The organism is Vibrio celticus (assembly GCF_024347335.1).
Lineage (GTDB): Bacteria > Pseudomonadota > Gammaproteobacteria > Enterobacterales > Vibrionaceae > Vibrio > Vibrio celticus.
Genome location: NZ_AP025463.1, coordinates 2,481,095 through 2,498,545, shown reverse-complemented (window position 1 = coordinate 2,498,545; position 17,451 = coordinate 2,481,095). Strand labels below are relative to the sequence as shown.

General features: G+C 44.0%; 13 protein-coding genes and 2 tRNA genes. 6 read left to right on the top strand and 9 right to left on the bottom strand.

What is annotated here, in order from left to right; translation table 11 throughout:
* Positions 1–9: 9 nt before the first annotated feature.
* Positions 10–1,011 (bottom strand): DUF3080 domain-containing protein, encoded by a 1,002-nt coding sequence (locus tag OCV19_RS11180; protein WP_065676419.1) that lies wholly within the window; start codon positions 1,009–1,011, stop codon positions 10–12.
* Between the two features lie 7 nt (positions 1,012–1,018).
* Positions 1,019–1,705: an SDR family oxidoreductase gene (locus OCV19_RS11175; protein ID WP_065676420.1), complete on the bottom strand. Its 687-nt coding sequence runs from the start codon at positions 1,703–1,705 to the stop codon at positions 1,019–1,021.
* 262 nt (positions 1,706–1,967) lie between these two features.
* Here OCV19_RS11175 and OCV19_RS11170 point away from each other — a divergent pair, with 262 nt between their 5' ends.
* Together OCV19_RS11170 and OCV19_RS11165 are read left to right on the top strand one after the other, a co-directional pair.
* The gene (locus tag OCV19_RS11170) at positions 1,968–2,888 is read left to right on the top strand and encodes a histone deacetylase family protein (protein WP_065676421.1); all 921 of its coding nucleotides are present in this window, start codon (positions 1,968–1,970) and stop codon (positions 2,886–2,888) included.
* A gap of 192 nt (positions 2,889–3,080) precedes the next feature.
* On the top strand, positions 3,081–5,207 hold the full coding sequence (locus OCV19_RS11165; RefSeq protein ID WP_065676422.1) for a methyl-accepting chemotaxis protein: 2,127 nt from the start codon (positions 3,081–3,083) through the stop codon (positions 5,205–5,207).
* Between the two features lie 75 nt (positions 5,208–5,282).
* Here the strand turns inward: OCV19_RS11165 and OCV19_RS11160 are convergent.
* From OCV19_RS11160 to OCV19_RS11145, 4 genes are all read right to left on the bottom strand, one after another.
* Positions 5,283–5,373, bottom strand: a tRNA-Ser gene (locus OCV19_RS11160).
* A gap of 418 nt (positions 5,374–5,791) precedes the next feature.
* Positions 5,792–5,882 (bottom strand) — tRNA-Ser (locus OCV19_RS11155).
* Positions 5,883–6,020: 138 nt separating this feature from the next.
* Complete coding sequence (locus OCV19_RS11150) at positions 6,021–7,829, bottom strand: DUF3413 domain-containing protein (protein ID WP_065676423.1); 1,809 nt, start codon at positions 7,827–7,829, stop codon at positions 6,021–6,023.
* Between the two features lie 28 nt (positions 7,830–7,857).
* Complete coding sequence (locus tag OCV19_RS11145) at positions 7,858–8,085, bottom strand: YejL family protein (RefSeq protein WP_065676424.1); 228 nt, start codon at positions 8,083–8,085, stop codon at positions 7,858–7,860.
* 84 nt (positions 8,086–8,169) lie between these two features.
* Between OCV19_RS11145 and yejK the strand changes: the two genes are divergently transcribed.
* The 3 genes from yejK to OCV19_RS11130 all read left to right on the top strand — a co-directional run bounded on the left by yejK (position 8,170) and on the right by OCV19_RS11130 (position 11,938).
* Positions 8,170–9,174: a nucleoid-associated protein YejK gene (yejK, locus tag OCV19_RS11140; RefSeq protein ID WP_017061190.1), complete on the top strand. Its 1,005-nt coding sequence runs from the start codon at positions 8,170–8,172 to the stop codon at positions 9,172–9,174.
* Between the two features lie 105 nt (positions 9,175–9,279).
* Complete coding sequence (locus OCV19_RS11135; RefSeq protein ID WP_065676425.1) at positions 9,280–10,683, top strand: Hpt domain-containing protein; 1,404 nt, start codon at positions 9,280–9,282, stop codon at positions 10,681–10,683.
* A gap of 76 nt (positions 10,684–10,759) precedes the next feature.
* Positions 10,760–11,938, top strand: coding sequence for a chemotaxis protein (locus tag OCV19_RS11130; protein ID WP_065676426.1), 1,179 nt, complete (start codon positions 10,760–10,762; stop codon positions 11,936–11,938).
* A 108-nt stretch (positions 11,939–12,046) separates the two neighbouring features.
* On the opposite strand, the gene nhaC is transcribed toward OCV19_RS11130, so the two are convergent.
* Positions 12,047–13,483, bottom strand: a complete 1,437-nt coding sequence (gene nhaC, locus OCV19_RS11125; RefSeq protein WP_065676427.1) for a Na+/H+ antiporter NhaC — start codon at positions 13,481–13,483, stop codon at positions 12,047–12,049.
* 500 nt (positions 13,484–13,983) lie between these two features.
* Between nhaC and asd the strand changes: the two genes are divergently transcribed.
* Entirely contained in the window at positions 13,984–15,102 is a 1,119-nt protein-coding gene (gene asd / locus OCV19_RS11120) for an aspartate-semialdehyde dehydrogenase (RefSeq protein ID WP_017629874.1), read from the top strand.
* Positions 15,103–15,254: 152 nt separating this feature from the next.
* Here asd and OCV19_RS11115 read toward each other — a convergent pair whose 3' ends face one another.
* On the bottom strand, positions 15,255–16,097 hold the full coding sequence (locus tag OCV19_RS11115) for an ion transporter (protein WP_065676428.1): 843 nt from the start codon (positions 16,095–16,097) through the stop codon (positions 15,255–15,257).
* 147 nt (positions 16,098–16,244) lie between these two features.
* Complete coding sequence (locus tag OCV19_RS11110; RefSeq protein WP_004734056.1) at positions 16,245–16,883, bottom strand: YchE family NAAT transporter; 639 nt, start codon at positions 16,881–16,883, stop codon at positions 16,245–16,247.
* Positions 16,884–17,451: the final 568 nt, after the last annotated feature.

Genomic DNA, 17,451 nt, shown 5'->3' with positions numbered 1-17,451 from the left:
AGGTTAGGATTAACGTCCGACTTTACGGCCACAACGTTTAAACAGCTGCTGCCAATAGTCGACATGGCGACGAGTTGATGCTCGAAAGGCGTGATGCGCATCTTTGATGGGAAAGTAATAACTGTGTAGGTCAGGTTGCGCGTCAAACATACTAAGTTGCGGGGCTAAATGCTGATAGTAGCCATCTAATTGCGCCATGTACGGCTGAACTTTGTCTATGTATTGCAGCTCGAACACATTGTTGAGATAACGAAACTTGGTCGTGTCTCGTTGTTTACCACAGATGATATTGTGATCAAAAGTTGTCAGCTGTTTGGTGATGGTATCAAGTTCGGCCGAAGCTCGCGTGAGCGAGTAGTATAAATCCCCGAGCGTAGAGCTCTTTTCTAATACTTCTTGAACCTCAGTAGTCTTTTCCGAAACGAGCGGAACGTTTAACGCTTGATTGATATGTTCTAAGGCATCACTGGTTTGTCGTACCTGATCGCCGATATCAGCGTGTAACCACTGGCTACCACGCATCTGAGACTGCATCGCATCGCTGGCATAGATTAGATTCCATTGATGCAGTGGAAACTGTGCGAGTTTCTGCTGCTCGATTTCTTTCAGTAGTTCTACGATCTCAGGGTCTAATTCGCTAGCGGATAAACATTTTCCAACACCTGCAAGTAGTGCGACTTGATAATCGTAATTACGAAACTCATCCGAAACCTTGCCCAGAACTGAATTTCTTTCTGCAATCAGATTGAACAATCCACACTGACGAAGTTGGTAACTGTCGATGAGACCGATAGAGAGTGAGGGCACGTCAAGCAGCAGTTCTCGTTTTCTCGGTAGGCTTTCAAACTCCCAATCTTCTTTGAGTTCTTCAGCATCTTGTACTCTGGCTATCTTGGTTTGATAGTCGTCAAACAAGTCGCCGGGGCCTTCACCAAAACAGCCAGCTAGCATCACTGTCAGACAAAACAGTGTTGAGTGCTTAACTAGATTTGAGAGAGGGCCTAAATTCATCTGCGGGTTACCAGTCTATTTCGCTGCCATCGAAATTGAAGAAGTGACCACTTACTTCAGTATTCGCGGACTCGATGACTTCAATCAGGCCAGAAGCTGAAGTGTCGGTGTCGATCAGAGCATTAGGGCCGCCCATTTCGGTCTGTACCCAACCTGGATGCAGTGCTAACACCGTAAAGCCATTCTCGGTTAAGTCGTTGCTTAGGCTCTTCACCACGGAGTTTAGAGCGGCTTTAGAGGAGCGATAGATATAACCGCCGCCTGAGGTGTTTTCGGTCATGCTGCCGACTCTAGAGGATAGACAAGCGACCTTTTTGATATGGCTGTCTTCTAGTAGCGGCAATAGCGTTTCGACAAGCTTTAGTGGAGCGATGGTGTTGACTTCGAATACACGACGCCACTCTTCAACATCGGTATTACCCAGCCCATAGCCTTTTGGTCCATAGTAGCCAGCGTTGTTGATCAAGATATCAATCGACTCTATTTGCGAAGGGAGTTGGCTTACTGCTTGGTAATCGGTTATCTCTAATTGAATACAGGTCAGGTTAGTGTTGTGGCCTGCGAGTGAGAGCAATTCTTTTGCTGAATTGTCGTCACGATAAGTCGCGTACACCTTGTGGTTACCTTCCAGGTATTGTTGAGTCAGGCTTAAGCCAATGCCGCGGTTCGCCCCAGTAATAAAAATAACGCTCATGGTGATTCCTTTTCAGTTCAATTAGTTAAGTTTGATGGCTTAACACGAGAAAATCAACGCTCCACCAACTGGCCATTAGCATTCCTACAAAAATCATTACTGCTGCCGCTGAGCCGCAGATCACCCCAAAGATGAGTATTACGCTTTTCATTGTTGTCTCTTTCCGTTAATTGATATTAACGATAATCATTATCATTAATTCAGGTTGTCGCCAAGTCTGAGACTGTTATGATTTTGAGAAAGATACGCAATTAACCTGATTATGATTCCTTTAATTTACCACCCAATCTATTCACAGTTACCTTTACCAGAAGGTCATCGCTACCCAATCAACAAATATCAGCTGTTGCATAGTGCTGTTGAGGCGCTGATGGATCGTGAACCTCGATGGAAAAGCAAGTTTGAAGTGTGCCAACCAACGCCGGTTTCGGTTGAACAGGTAAAACAGGTTCACGATAGCGAATATGTCGATTTGCTCGTGTCTGGTAATTTGCCTGCGGCTAAAATGAGACGCATCGGTTTCCCGTGGAGCGAGCAACTTATTGAGAGAACACTCTACTCAAGTGGTGGAACCTGCTTGGCCGCTGAAATGGCAATAGAGAGTGGTTTAGCGATTCATTTGAGTGGTGGTTATCATCATGCGCATCATGATTTTGGCAGTGGCTTTTGTTTGTTGAACGATCTGGTTTTAGCGGCAAAACACGCGCTGACCTTTGAGCATATCGATAAAGTGCTTATCGTCGACAGCGATGTTCATCATGGTGATGGCACAGCGACTCTTTGCCAAGATAGCGATGAGATTATTACTCTGTCTTTCCACTGTGACAAAAATTTCCCTGCACGAAAGCCATTATCGGATTTAGATGTGCCATTAAGCCGTGAAACTGAAGATGAAGAGTTTCTAAGGTGTTTCGAACAAGTCACTAAGTTAGCGATTGCTCACCATCAACCTGATCTGATTATTTATGATGCGGGGATCGATATCCATCAAGACGATGAACTGGGTTATTTGAATGTCTCGACACAAGGGATATTTGAACGCGACTGTTTCATGATTGAATTAGCAAAATCAGAGTCTATTCCGATGGCCTGCGTAGTCGGTGGCGGATATCGAACTCAACATCAAGATTTGGTGCCGATTCACATGCAGCTGTTAAAAGCGGCTTATCATGTTTACGGTTAACCTCTCAAATTGGCGACTGATAGCTCATTGAATTGATGGTGTGAAATAAGGTCTCTTGCACCATAAAAGACACGGTTGCACCATTATGATTCATATAAAGTACTTTTTTATTAATTAGTTACGTATTTGTGTGATTAATTGTGGTCTGTAAATTGCTTTACCCATGTGTCTATAAAAACACAAGGGATAAAAATGAACCTAACGGACAAGGAACGTAGTTGGCTTAATTGGTTTGGCGCAACAGGAAAACTGGCTATGCGCAGAGCTTGTTTCCTCAATCGAAGTAGGACGGAGGAGCTTGAACAAGCTTTTGAAAGTATTGCTCACACGCGAGTTCAACTTCTGCATAACTGGGTCAAGAATCAATGGGATTTTTTAGAAGACTCTGCGGTTTATTTAGCAAGTCGAACGGAAGAACAAGCTCAGGGGACGTTAGCTAGCCTTCTTAAACGCAGTACGGATTTTTCTGAGTTGGCGATCGTCGATGCTAAGGGGGTAGCACAAGCATCGAGTTATCATGAGCATGTCGGGGTTACTCTTGGAGATAAGAAGGCTTTAGTTGAAGGAGCTTCAAAGCGTTATCTTCATGGGCCGTATATGGATCCACGCACATTGAACGTGGGAGCGTCGAGTTCATCGTTTCATGATCAAGTAACGCTGATGTTTTATGTCCCCTTTTCTAGGGATGAAGGGGCGCAACAATTCCTATGTGGCCGAGTTCCAAATGATGTTATTGGTGACATTATTCAGAGAGAAGCGGGGCATATTTATAGCGAGTCAGGTGATAACTATATCTTTATGGTCGACTCCATTCATGATCCTCATACTCAGCCGGGTGTTGCGCTCTCTCGTTCTCGCTTTGAAGATAATACCTTTTCACACGGCGAGAACTTAAAGCAAGGGATTCATACTGATTGGGGAGCGGTTAAGATCCAGCAGCATACCGAATTTGAGATTCGCTTTACGGACCCAGCCACTAATCAGCTTCACCCAGGCGTAAGAGAAACCATCAAAAATGGCAGTAACCTGTTTATAGGTTATCCGGGGTATTCCGACTATCGCCACATACCCGTTATTGGCAAAGGTATCACCTTTCAATTAGATGGTTCGCCAGATACCTTTGGCATGATGTGTGAGTCCGATTTAGAAGAGGTCTACAGAGACCGAAGCCTAAGTTATACCTTATCTAAACACTTCATCAGCTGCATGCTACTGCCTCTATTTGTTCCATTACTGTTTGCCAACCTTTATACACTCACACCTTTTATGCAGAGTGGCATTATGTTCGCTTGCGCGTTGCTTTCATTGGGCTTATTCCGTTTAGTTAGCGCCAAACCATTAGTTAAGAAGATTCACGAAATGACCGGGGTAATGCAGACCTTAGCCGAAGGTGATGGCAATTTAAGTCGGAGACTTGATCCCACCACATTCAGTCATAATGAACTTGGCAACTTAGGGCGCTGGACTAACAGTTTTATCGACAATTTAGATAACACGGTGAGTGAGTTGATCCATGCGAGTCACGAAGTCAGAGAGGTTTCGGAATCGATGTTTCGTCGCAGTGTCGTGATGAAGCAAACCAGTGATGATGCATCACAAGCGTTAAGCAATATGCTTCAGTTGAGTCAGTATCAACAGAGCGAAATTACTCATGCGAGTGTTTCAGCAACGCAAATGGATACGGTGATGAAACAAGCCGTCCTGAGCGCGGAAAAGGAATACAACCAGTCTGTCGAAGGCATGGAGATTGTTCGCAATATCGTAGAAAGCTCGGCGCATAGCGTGAATGAGGTGAATAATGAAATGACCAAGGTGTCTGACATTATAGATATCATTACTGACATTACCGCGCAGACTAACCTTTTGGCCTTGAATGCGGCCATCGAGTCGGCAAGAGCAGGTGAACACGGGAGAGGGTTCTCTGTCGTCGCTTCTGAAGTAAGAACTCTGGCTGATCGTACTTCACAAGCCGCTAATCATATTAGTGACCTAATGAAAGAGCTGCATAGTAAGTCTCGCAGTGCTGTTGAGTCCATGGAGCGAGGCGTTGAGAATGTGAGTAAAGGAAACTTAACAGTCGACTCAAATGCTCGCAGTGAACAAATTCAAGCCGCGGTGAGTGATCTCTTTACCACGATGTCCAATCTAGATGAGAACAGTCAGAAAAACGGACAAACGGCAGATAAAGCCCAACGTTCAATATCTGACTTACAACTGTCTACTAAGCAACTCGCACGTCGAGTTTCTTTGATGGGTAATTCATTGAGCCGCTTAGACCAATTGATTGGACGCTTTGAAGTGAGTCGAAAGGTGGTGTAGTAGAAACTACGTAAGCTCTTTACGCAAACGCCAGATACAAAAAAGCCGCTGATTTCTCAGCGGCTTTCTTTAATGTGGTGGAGGGATAGGGATTTGAACCCTAGAACCGCTATTAACGGTTGCCGGTTTTCAAGACCGGTGCTTTCGACCACTCAGCCATCCCTCCAATGGCGCGTATAATATAAGGGTGGCTTTCGCTTGTAAATACCCTTATTAACTGACTGCTTTTTTTATGAACGCTTTTTGGTGTTTTTGTTCTGAATGATTATTTATTGTTCGGTTTATTAAGAAGCTGACAAAATCTAATATTCAACAAACCAAGTATTTCCAACTTTTGTTATACGCGCAGTGTTTCTGTGCTATTAAAAAAGAAAGTATCTAATTGGCTTGCAGGTAAAGTTATGAGGGGAGTGGCTTAGGCGCATGAACTTTTAGTTTAGAACGGTGAGATCGGAATTTAAAACTAGGTATAAAGTGAATGGGTTTGAAACTGGGACTGTAGAGAGTTTTGTTAGATGAGCTTTATATTTTAAAAAGCTTCAGATGCAAAAAAGCCGCTGATTTCTCAGCGGCTTTCTTTAAAGTGGTGGAGGGATAGGGATTTGAACCCTAGAACCGCTATTAACGGTTGCCGGTTTTCAAGACCGGTGCTTTCGACCACTCAGCCATCCCTCCAGTGGCGTGAATAATATAAGGGGTGGAGGATCTTGTAAACCCTTAATTTTCATAATTTTGTTTTGTTGCTTGTTTTCTAATCATTCACGGCAATAAAAAAGGGAAGCCATTGGCTTCCCTTTGCTGTTTGCTGATTATTTAGTCATTTTTTGTGTAGAAACGCTGTAGCTCAGTCAGGCCTTGCATCAACACAGGTAAGCGAGGGCTTACGTTTTTCAGGCGCTTGTAATTCTGGTCGTACAATTTGAAGTTACCAAATTTATCTAACACCGTTGTTTGCTGGTCAGTAACAAGAGCAAGTTCACGAGAGTCGCCCGCGAGAATCCACTTTCTATTACGTTCATTAAACAGGCTGCGACCACTACTGAAATCCGTTGGGTTCGAAGATACACCCAATAGCTCTTGCATCAGTGTTACTGACACGTCTAGATGACTAGAACGGTGGGTGTATTCAGAAGCAGACTTGCCAGGCCAGCTGATAAACAGTGGTACTTGTAACTGATAACGACTGTAGTTGGAGTTTGCACCCCAGCTGTTGGTTTTGGTTTCGTTAAACTCAGTACCGTGGTTAGAGGTAATGATAACCACCGTGTTATCGGCAAGCTCTAAGCGTTCCAGTTCAGCGTAGATAGTTGCTAGCTGAGCATCGGCCGCTGTCGCCGACTTTTGATAGTCTGTTGCAAAACGCTCTGCTGTCGTTAGCGTAGAGTCCGACTCTGAACTTGAATCGTAGCTGGCGAAGTTATCCAGTGTAGTTAGTTCAATAAAGTTAAACCAAGGACGCTTAGCTTGCGGTGATTGAATCCAGTCAGACCAAGCTTTTATGGCACTCTGGTCATCATAAGTTGCTTGCTCTGGCATCACATCACGGCCTCGGAAGATGATATCCGAGTACAGTGCATCACTAAAGTTGTCGCCACTGAAAGCAGCGAACTTGTAATCGTGATTCTCTAAAACATCGAGCAATACTGCGCTTGACCCTTGAGCTTCAATGCTGCTTGCGTAGCTGCTCGGTAGGCCGTAGAACAAGCCAAAAATACCAAACATATCGTTGCTTGAACTGTAGTGGTTGGTGAAGTTGATCGACTGTTGCGCGTAGGCATAGCTGTTTGGCATCGCCGTCGCATTAAGTGCGTCAGAGCGAAGGTTGTTCACACTCACCATCAGGATATTAAGATCATCACTGCGGCGGTTGTATTGAATTTTTTCTAGCGGGTAGCTAACTAGGTTTACGTTCTCTTTGTTCGCTTCTAAACGCTCAAGGTACTCTTCACGGTCTAATAGGCCATGTTTTTCCATAAAGCTTTTCGCTGTCATTGGGTAAGACAGTGGGAAGTTCGCTTTCTGGCTAGTAATTGGGTTATAGAAGTACGCATCAGCCCACATGTAGGTCAAGTGGCTGCTGATGAAACACAGGAAGAAGACGGCAGTAATCGGACGGCCAATGTGTTTATGAGACAGTTTACGCTGCTTACGCCAAACCCACTCAGACAGACCAAGCTGTAGTAAGAAGATAAATGGCATAACAATGAAGAGGTGCTGCAAATCAGACGTGAATGCAGATTCCTCTCCACTGAATAAAACCTCCCACACGACAGGCGTCAGGTGGAGGTTTATATTTTGATACGTTTGGGTATCAATCAACAGGACAGTTAAACCTATGGTCGCGAAGATAACGGCAACCAAACGTAATAACTTCCTCGACGGAAGAACAAAAGTGAGCGGGAACAGCACTAATAGATAGAGCGCGAACACTAAAAAGCCAAAATGACCAACCCACGATGCAGCCAAATAGAATTGGCCTAGCAAGGTTTCTGGCCAAGCAGATTGAGTAATATAACGAGTACCAATCAACATCGCAGCAATGATGTTGAAAAATGCAAACCAGTGACCCCAACCAACCAGTCGAGATACACGATCGCTATATGAGTTTGCGCTGTCTACCATTTATAATTCTTTTATCCGTCAATCAAATTTAGTGAGACTTTTTATCTTCAAGAGAAGAAATTAAAGCCTCGGCAAATTTTTCAGCAATTCCTTTGCGTTGTGAAGCAGCAACATTCTGATTTAAGACATTGGTTGCGATATTTCCAGCGATCATCAGTGAAAGTTCTGGCGAAGCTTTGTGCTTAGTTAGTACAGCACTTACTTCAGCTAGGATTTTTTCAACTTGATCATCTGTGTATTTAGATATAATCGGCATAAGGACTCTAATAATGATAGTAAAAGCGGCTTATGATAACCTACTATGCACGACAACTGAAACCTGAACGGTAATATTTTCACTATGAGCCTTCACCTTTCCAACGTAATTTTACACCAGCTGAGCAAGAACGATCAGGATGAGCTGATTGTTAACTACCGTGCTGAATCTCTAGAAAACGATGCTTCATCTGAAAGCCTAGTTGCTGAACTTCACCGTGTTTTTAATTCAAAAGCAGGCAAAGGGTTTGGTTCTTTCAAATCTGACAGCGAATTCCAGCAGTGGTTGCATCAACTTCGTGCTGGTGAGACAAACTTTTACGATTTTTCTCAAAAGAGTGCGCAACGTCTAAAAGACGAACTATCAAAGTATCCATTCGCTGACGAAGGTATCTTGGTAATGGCTGAATATCAGTCACTTGCAACAGATTACCTTTTCATTGGTTTATTGCCTTCAAACCAAAGCCTAAAGGTTACTGAAGGGCTTGATATTAGTGCGACTGACTACCTTGATATCTCAAAAATGGATATCGCGGCTCGCCTAGACCTTTCAACTTATGAGACTGACAAAGAGTCAAACCGTTACTTAACTTACATTAAAGGACGTGTTGGCCGTAAAGTCGCGGATTTCTTCTTAGATTTCTTACAAGCTGAAGTTGGTTTGGATGCGAAACAGCAAAACCAAGTACTGATGCAAGCGGTAGAAGACTTTGTTTCTGACTCTAAATTGGAGAAAGAAGAAGCGATCAGCTACAAAAAACAGGTTGCGGATTACTGTAACGAGCAGCTTAAAGCGGGCGATGAAGTGCAAGTTCGTGAACTTTCTGGTGAGTTGCCAGCAAGCACAGATGGCACAAGCTTCTTTGACTACACTAGTGAGCAAGGCTACGAGTTAGAAGACAGCTTCCCAGCCGACCGCGCAACTATGCGTAAACTAACAAAATTTGTTGGTGCTGGTGGCGGTTTGAATGTTAGTTTTGATAGTCTGCTTCTAGGCGAACGTATCTTTTACGATCCGGAGACAGACACGCTAACGATTAAAGGCACTCCACCGAACTTACGTGACCAACTGACTCGCAATAAGTCATAGTCCGAAGTTAACGGATAAAAGCGGCAGTAGGACGTTGTCGCTTATTTTGTGCTTAATCTTTTAGCTACGGTCATGGCTTCAAGTTAACACGCACAAGGAATATAGATGGAACAATCAGTAGCAAAGCCCAAACGCTTTAAAAAACCAGCCACCTTTTTGGTTGTGCTCTTGGCTCTGTGGTTACTTCCTTCATTGGCTCTTCTTAATCTAAGCCGTTCCTACACCAATTCTCTTGCTCAAATCGAAGAGCTCGGTATTCGAGTCAACGAGTTGAGGCAATCGCTTTATTTCTCAGAACCACTTCGAGTCTCTCGTATCAATGATCTCGCACTCGATGCTCAATTGGTTTATTCGATCCGACTGCAGATTGAATCTGATTTCCAACACGCCTTGTTTCGTCCTGATGTGAAACAACTGTTGTACGTAGCTGATCAGTTCCTTGAAAAGTTCGATGAGTTCATTCCAATCGAAAGCCAAGTTCAAGACATCGTTGATAACATTAAGATTTTGCGTGCTGATAAAGAGCTTTCCCCTAAGCTCAAACCACTCCTCAACGAATTCGGTGTTGTGGTATTTGAAGCCATGTATTCTGACAATCAAAGTTCGTCAGCGACTTATCGCGCCTTTGATTCCATTTTGGACAAATCTTATTCGCTAGAAACCGAAGAGCAAGATGCACTCCAGCAGTTACTGGCTGATGCGTCAGCATTGTTGAGTGATTATGCTCAACTTAACTATTTGGTTGATAAAATTAAGAAAAACTCTGTGAATGAGCAGATCATAAAACTCGAAGCTGAGTTCCATGACCGTCAATTCAACCTATTGTTGGTGATGCTGGGCTTAAGCTTGGTAGCGATGAGCGGGATAGTGTTTTGGGGCGCTAGGTCCACAAAAACGATGAAAGAAGCAGACCAAGAACTCAGCTCTGAACTCGAAATTAATTCAAGTAAGGAGGACGCTTCTTCTAGCGATGTTGTTTCCTCAGCAGTGAAACAAGCAGATAGCGACGCTTATGTATCCGAAAACAAGTCAACGAGCCAGTATTCCGCCTCTCAACCTATGCATAGCGTTAACGTTACAAGCCAACCAATTGTGCAGCAAGACTCTATTCAGCAAGCCTCTGAGCAGGTACCAGTAGCAGAGAAACACGTTGCCAGTGTCACAGATTCTAAGCCTGCGATTGATATCGAAGACATGTTAGAAACGCTCGACGGTGATGCTGAATCTGTCGAACTCTTGCTTGGTGTGTTTGTACAAGATCACGCAGGAGACTACGAGAAGTTTAAGTCTTTGTTGACCAAAGATGAAACCTCCGCCGCTCGCATTGTGCATAGCTTAAAAGGTGTGGCTGGCAGTATTAAAGCGTCTCGGTTAGCCATCATTGCCGCAAGTATTGAAATGACAATGAAGCAGTCTAGAGCGATCAGTGAACATGATTTAGCTGAACTAGAGCAGGCTATAAAAGCCACTGTGGATTCTGCTCATGAATATTTAGATAGTCAGCGTTAACTTTTACAGGATTTTTGACAATACTCTGACGAAGCGCTCATACAATCCGCGCCCTTAGTCTTTGTCAGAGGTTTATATGTTACGAGTTTCGAGTCGAAGTTGGATGGTGTTGGTGCTTAGCATTGTGCTAAGTGGTTGTTCTCTCTTAGAAGTTAAGTTAGATAATCAAACGACGCCTCTCACTCAACAAGAGTTAAATGCTCGGATCATGACGCGTGAATACGCCAAGATGTTCTTTACTCGAGTAGAAGACTCGGCCGATCTCATCGCGCAATCTTACCATGCTGATGACACCTTACATCAATCTTATGTGTTGCTTTGGAAGATCCATGCAGAGCAGGGCTTACAACAAGCGGCTTACCAAACTTCTCCAATGTCTGCGTTAATTGACTCATGGGTTTTCACTGCCCAAATGAATCAGTTTTATAGCCAAGGCGACGGCGCGGATCTGTTCGCCACGGATGATGCGGTAGAGACTGCTCGTTTTCTTGATCAAGAAGCTGAGAAACTGGCAAAGGGTGTATTGAGCTCCAGTGATTTCAAAAGCAGCAAAGCGTTCGTTGCTCAGTTTGCTGCTAACCACCCATTTAAAGACCTCACATTCAGAAGCACACCTGCTTACCGTGAATGGCTAAGTTACCTTGGTAAAGACGAATCGCAAATCGTCCAGAGCTTAGGCACCATGCCCGAAGCCATGAGTGACGCATCTGATCGTTTAAGCCTTATGGCTGACCAGACACCGAAACTGATGTCGTGGAAGGCGGAGCTGGTTGCATTGAATAGCTCGCTAACGGGTGAAGACCTATCGATGACGCTGGAAAGCCTTCGTCAAACATCAGCAAGCATGCAAGATTTCATTGAGAATAATCCGGAATACATGCAAACACTGGCTTCTATTATGTCGACAGAAATGCAGCCAGTGCTCAACGACCTGAGCGACAAGACAGACCAAAAATTAGCGATGTTGAGCGATGAACGTGTGGCGTTAGAAAAAATGGTGACGCGAGAGAGAGAAGCGCTGGTAGAGATGATTGCCAAAGAGCGCATTGAGATTGCCGGCATTGTGACTTCAGAAAGAGAACTGTTCACGCAAGACCTTGATCGGGTCTCTCAAGAGGTGGTCGTGCTTGCGATTGATAAACTGATGGAGTTAATCAAAGGTGTGATTATTTACTTCATTCTGTTTATCTTAGTGGTGTTCTTTGCACCGTTAGGCATCGGTTACTGGTTGGGTAAACGAACCGCCAATAAATAGATAGATAAATAAGTAAATCAGCAGATCAAAAAAGAGCGCTCTAGGGCGCTCTTTTTGCATTTATCTATTAACGTTTTGAGTTAAGTTCGAAAGCGTTAGCTCCTGAACTTAAGCTTGTTGCTTGCTTAACTCTGTCGCTTCTTCAGCTTCAAACGCTGGTGCTGTTGGTTCACACTTATCAACGAACCAACCCATGTAAGATGTCACGATAGTCACGATGATACAGATGAAGCTTAACCACATGAAGGGTGCGTAAGACAGCGTTGCAACACCAAGAATACTCGCCATGTAGATACCGTTATCACTCCAAGGAACCATGCCTGACGTTAGCGTGCCACCAAACTCAGCGTTACGAGAAAGGTTCTTACGTTTGTAGCCTAAGCGGTCGTAGTTTTTCGCACAGATTTTTGGTGTAAGGATGAGCGATACGTACATTGCAGAGCCGAACACGTTACCCATGAAAGCCGTACCAATTGTGCTCGTCGCTAGTGAACCTGAGCTATTTACGCGGCGCTCAAACACCTTAGCGATTGTCTCTAGTACACCCACTTTATCCAGTAAGCCACCGAAACCTAGACCAAATACGATAACCGCAACTGAACCTAGCATTGAAGACATGCCGCCACGGTTAAGAATTGAATCAATAAACTCTACGCCAGATGAGATTGAGAACGGTGCCCAAGCAGTGTTGAATGCCGTTAGGAAGTCGATATCTTGGATCATGACTGCCCAGATAATACCCAGCAGAGAACCAAAGCTGATGACCGGGAATGAAGGCATACGGAAAGCCAACAGACCAAGCACGATAAGTACCGGAACGAATGAGTAAGGCGTGATGTAGAACTGAACTTCCATCGCTTTGATGACAGAGTCAACTTGGCTCATGTCAACGTTGCCCGCGTAGTGGAAACCAAACGCAGTGAACATGATGCCTGTAATCACGTAGCTGATTAACGCAACTGGCAACATGCCCTTGATGTGTTCAACCACTTCAACACCAGACATTGAAGAAGCCAGAATCACTGAATCAGAAAGCGGAGACATCTTGTCACCGAAGTAACAGCCTGACAGCACGGCACCTGCAGTAACCGGTGCTGGAACACCTAGACCTTGGCCGATACCCATCATCGCGATACCTGCTGTACCCGCAGCACCCCAAGAAGTACCGGTCGCCAATGCAGTTAGAGAACAGATGATCATGGTCGCTAAAAGGAAGATAGAAGGGTGGATAGCTTTCAGACCATAGTAAATGATAGTAGGTACGATCCCGCCTGAGATCCAAGTACCAACAAGAGCGCCAACGGCTAAAAGTATTAAAACCGCGCCTAAGCCATTGGATATTCCTTTGAGTGCTGCTTTTTCTAAGTCTTTGTATTGGTGTCCAAGACGAATACCAAGAACCATGATAATGAACCAGCCAATATACAAGGCAAGTTGAATTGGAAGGTCAAGCTTTGCAGTAAAGGAAAAAGCAAGGGATAGAAATAGTCCTAACGCGATGAATACCTGCAATAGGTTCGGTAGGCGAGTTTTACTCTGCTTCATAAAAGCCTCTTGTGATTTCGAGCATTTATAGTGCTTCGTTATAGTGTGTGGTGCAAAACGGACACTACAGTAATTAGTTTATTATATCGAAAAAATACGTCCAAGTTGTGATATTTGACTGTTAACTCAATCAATTGTGGTTTCATAACCTAAAATTTTGTTAAATTCATGATTGTTACATGTTGAAACTTGTCGCACGTTGTTTTCGTTTTGTAAAATAAAATTCTGATTAACCTTGGTTTAAAAGAGGGATTTACTGTTTGTGATGAGCGTCGATTGAATCGATTTTGGCGATGTAAATGTTTGAATTTGACGATAATGGGCGCCTAATCAATGAGGTGGAGATGGAATGTCGATACAGAGATAACTGCACGATTCATTACGTTCACTTAAAAGAAACGAAAAAGTTACACTTTTTGACAAAAAGCACTTGAGTTCTGTTTCTGAAAAACTTATAGATGGGGGAGAGCAATTTTTAATTTATACATGGAGAGTGAGCGATGAGAGTAGGTCTAGTTGGTTGGCGCGGTATGGTTGGTTCTGTACTGATGCAACGTATGGTTGAAGAGAAAGACTTCGACTTGATTGAGCCTGTTTATTACAGCACATCTCAGATTGGTATTCCTGCCCCTGTTCTAGGTGGTAAAGATGCGGGTCTACTTCAAGACGCTTTTGATATTGATAGCCTAAAACAGCTTGATGCTGTGATTACCTGTCAAGGCGGCGATTACACATCAAAAGTATACCCAGCACTGCGTCAAGCAGGTTGGAAAGGTTACTGGATTGATGCAGCTTCTACTCTGCGTATGGACGCTGATTCAATCATCACTCTTGATCCTGTTAACTTGGCTCAAATTCAGCAAGGCATTCACAGCGGCACCAACACGTTCGTTGGCGGTAACTGTACTGTGAGCTTAATGCTTATGGCTCTAGGTGGCCTATACGAGAAAGGCATGGTTGAGTGGATGAGTGCCATGACTTACCAAGCCGCTTCTGGTGCAGGTGCTAAGAACATGCGTGAGCTGATCTCACAAATGGGTGTGATCAACGACAGCGTAAGTTCTGAGTTAGCAAACCCTTCAAGTTCAATTCTTGATATCGATAAGAAAGTTGCTGATACGATTCGTTCATCTTCATTCCCAACCGACCAATTTGGTGCTCCGCTTGCAGGCTCACTGATTCCTTGGATCGATGTGAAGCGTGAAAACGGTCAGAGCAAAGAAGAGTGGAAAGCCGGTGTTGAAGCAAACAAGATTCTTGGTCTAGATGGTCAGCCAATCCCAATTGATGGTACTTGTGTACGAATCGGTGCAATGCGTTGTCACGCTCAAGCACTAACGATTAAGCTTAAGCAAGACGTGCCAATGGATGAGATCGAAGAGATCATCGCAACGCACAATGATTGGGTTAAAGTGATTCCTAATGACCGCGACATCACGGCACAGGAGCTAACACCAGCGAAAGTAACAGGCACAATGTCTGTACCAGTCGGTCGTCTGCGTAAGATGTCGATGGGTAACGATTTCCTAAACGCCTTCACTGTTGGTGACCAACTGCTTTGGGGGGCTGCAGAACCACTACGTCGTACTCTACGCATTATCCTTGCTGAGAAAGCGTAATAGGCAAGATTGCTTAAATTCTATTAGCTGATAAACCGAAAGGGTTGACGACAAACGTCAACCCTTTTTAGTTTATTGCTACCTCGTTATTCGGCCCTCGAAACTGCCCTTAAATATCTTCGCATCTCGCTACTCGAATCTCGTGTCTGCTTTTATTTCTTGTCGGAGACGACTCGCTTGTCTGGATCAGCCAATTCGCTAGCACAGTGCTTGCAATACATGGCGTCCGAATCATGGCCCGCTCGGTTGCAGTTAGGGCACTTAACCAATTCTTTGTGCGAGTTCATCTCATTACTAAGTTCTGCAGTAATGATTCCGGTCGGCACCGCTAAGATAGAGTAACCCAATAGCATGGTCAGTGATGCTATGGCTTTACCAAGCGCGGTCTGCGGCACCATGTCACCATAACCAACCGTAGTGATAGTCACGATCGCCCAATAGATACTGTGAGGGATACTGGTGAAGCCATTGTCAGGGCCTTCAATAACAAAGATCAGTGCGCCAAAGATAACCACTAAGATGCCGACGGTGCTAAAGAAGATAAGTATCTTTCGTCGTGCCATTAATAGTGAGCGCAACAGAATATTGGAATCTTGCAGGTAGCGAACCAGCTTTAGGATTCGGAAGATACGCATCACACGCAGCAGTCTCACTACGCCCATAAACGAAGCACCTGGGAAGATGATCGCAAGGTAGGTTGGAAGAATCGCTAATAGATCAACGACACCGTAAAAGCTGGTGGCGTAGGATTTTGGTTTTGGAGAGCAATAGAGCCTCAATAAATACTCAACAGTGAAGAGGGCTGTAAAAGTGTATTCGATATAACGCAGCTGTTGTGACCATTCGGTCATGACATTTGGGATGGACTCTAGAATAAGTACCAACAGCGAAGCCAAGATTGCAACGATCAGTGATATATCAAATGCACGGCCAGCTGGCGTGTGAGTACCAAAGATAATGACGTATAAATGATGCTTGAGTGGCTTGCGTGACATAAGGAGAAGTTCATCTTCTGTTAAAGGTATTAACAGTCATTATACAAGCTTGATAATAACGAGGCGAGTGAAAGCCTATTTGCTTTACTCGCCTCACAATAATCAGTTTTAGTTTCACTTTTTTAATGGGCTAAATGCCCCTGAGTCTTATGCCAAGCCAGGGAACAAGTTGCGAAGCCCGTTAGCTATAAATTCGATACCTAGTGCACCAAGAATCAAGCCCATGATACGCGTGATAACGTTGATCCCTGTTTGACCTAGAAAGCGAACGATAACCGGCGCTGAACGGAACAGAAGCCAAGAGCACGTTGCGAAAGCGATGATACTAATGCCAATGCCTACCGTATCGATTGCGGCTGGATAACGAGAGCCATAGACAATCGTTGAACTAATGGCACCTGGGCCTGCCATTAGCGGCATAGCCAGTGGAACAACACCGATTTGCTCTTTGCTGATGTATTCAGATTTTTCTTGTTTGTTCTGCTTATCTTCACCGAGCTTACCGCTCATCATCGAAAATGCGATGCTCAGTAATAGTAAACCACCTGCAACACGGAATGAGTCCAGCGAGATACTAAACATATCAAGCAGCATTTGCCCCGCAACAAGCGACACAATCAAGATCACGGCAACAGCAATGTTTGCTTGTAAGGCTGTCCTGTTCCTCTCTTCTGGCGGCATATGAGCAGTAAGAGAAACAAAAACAGGCATGATGCCGATAGGGTTTACGGCAGCAACAAGCCCAAGGAAGAATTGCATAAAGATTGCGAGTTCTAAGCCTTGCATGAGAGTGATCTCCAGTTAGCGTACTTTAAGGTTGAAGGGTTGATCTGTGAATAGTCTAGGCGCGTAATGTAAGGGACAAACTACATTTTCACGAATGAAAAAAACTAACTTGAAATGGGTGATTCTTTTTAGAAAAACTAATTGAATCTCACTTTTGTTTTAGGCTTGTTGCAAGCTAGTCGGTAGTGTTTCATTTTGTAATTTCTTATTGAGTAACTGTTAACCGACGCACGAAATTAATAAAAATTATGTCAGAATCTAGCCCGTGCAACGGTATAGATATACTCTCAGTAGCACGAATATAGCTGTATACATGTAATTTAACGGACTAAAAATGAAACTTTTTTACAGTTTATTACGCTATGTAGAAAAAAGTTGTCTGTTTGCTTGTTTTTTGCGCGAACGAAAAGTGTGATTTTAATCTATATAAATCATGCTCTTAAGTTAATTTTTGCGATTGCCTTACTACTTTCTGGTTAATTCTTTTTTGGTAACTGATCTGGGTCAATTTTTTTCACACAGTGAAATAATATACTCAGCCCTGAAAGCAATTTACTAAGAACGCTGG

What these genes read in the sequence shown, in the direction of transcription:
- OCV19_RS11150 (WP_065676423.1), bottom strand. Translation starts at nt 7,829, where the DNA reads ATGGTAGACAGCGCAAACTCATATAGCGATCGTGTATCTCGACTGGTT.
- OCV19_RS11165 (WP_065676422.1), top strand. Translation starts at nt 3,081, where the DNA reads ATGAACCTAACGGACAAGGAACGTAGTTGGCTTAATTGGTTTGGCGCA.
- OCV19_RS11110 (WP_004734056.1), bottom strand. Translation starts at nt 16,883, where the DNA reads ATGCAAGGCTTAGAACTCGCAATCTTTATGCAATTCTTCCTTGGGCTT.
- nhaC (WP_065676427.1), bottom strand. Translation starts at nt 13,483, where the DNA reads ATGAAGCAGAGTAAAACTCGCCTACCGAACCTATTGCAGGTATTCATC.
- OCV19_RS11180 (WP_065676419.1), bottom strand. Translation starts at nt 1,011, where the DNA reads ATGAATTTAGGCCCTCTCTCAAATCTAGTTAAGCACTCAACACTGTTT.
- yejK (WP_017061190.1), top strand. Translation starts at nt 8,170, where the DNA reads ATGAGCCTTCACCTTTCCAACGTAATTTTACACCAGCTGAGCAAGAAC.
- OCV19_RS11135 (WP_065676425.1), top strand. Translation starts at nt 9,280, where the DNA reads ATGGAACAATCAGTAGCAAAGCCCAAACGCTTTAAAAAACCAGCCACC.
- OCV19_RS11130 (WP_065676426.1), top strand. Translation starts at nt 10,760, where the DNA reads ATGTTACGAGTTTCGAGTCGAAGTTGGATGGTGTTGGTGCTTAGCATT.
- OCV19_RS11115 (WP_065676428.1), bottom strand. Translation starts at nt 16,097, where the DNA reads ATGTCACGCAAGCCACTCAAGCATCATTTATACGTCATTATCTTTGGT.
- asd (WP_017629874.1), top strand. Translation starts at nt 13,984, where the DNA reads ATGAGAGTAGGTCTAGTTGGTTGGCGCGGTATGGTTGGTTCTGTACTG.
- OCV19_RS11175 (WP_065676420.1), bottom strand. Translation starts at nt 1,705, where the DNA reads ATGAGCGTTATTTTTATTACTGGGGCGAACCGCGGCATTGGCTTAAGC.
- OCV19_RS11145 (WP_065676424.1), bottom strand. Translation starts at nt 8,085, where the DNA reads ATGCCGATTATATCTAAATACACAGATGATCAAGTTGAAAAAATCCTA.
- OCV19_RS11170 (WP_065676421.1), top strand. Translation starts at nt 1,968, where the DNA reads ATGATTCCTTTAATTTACCACCCAATCTATTCACAGTTACCTTTACCA.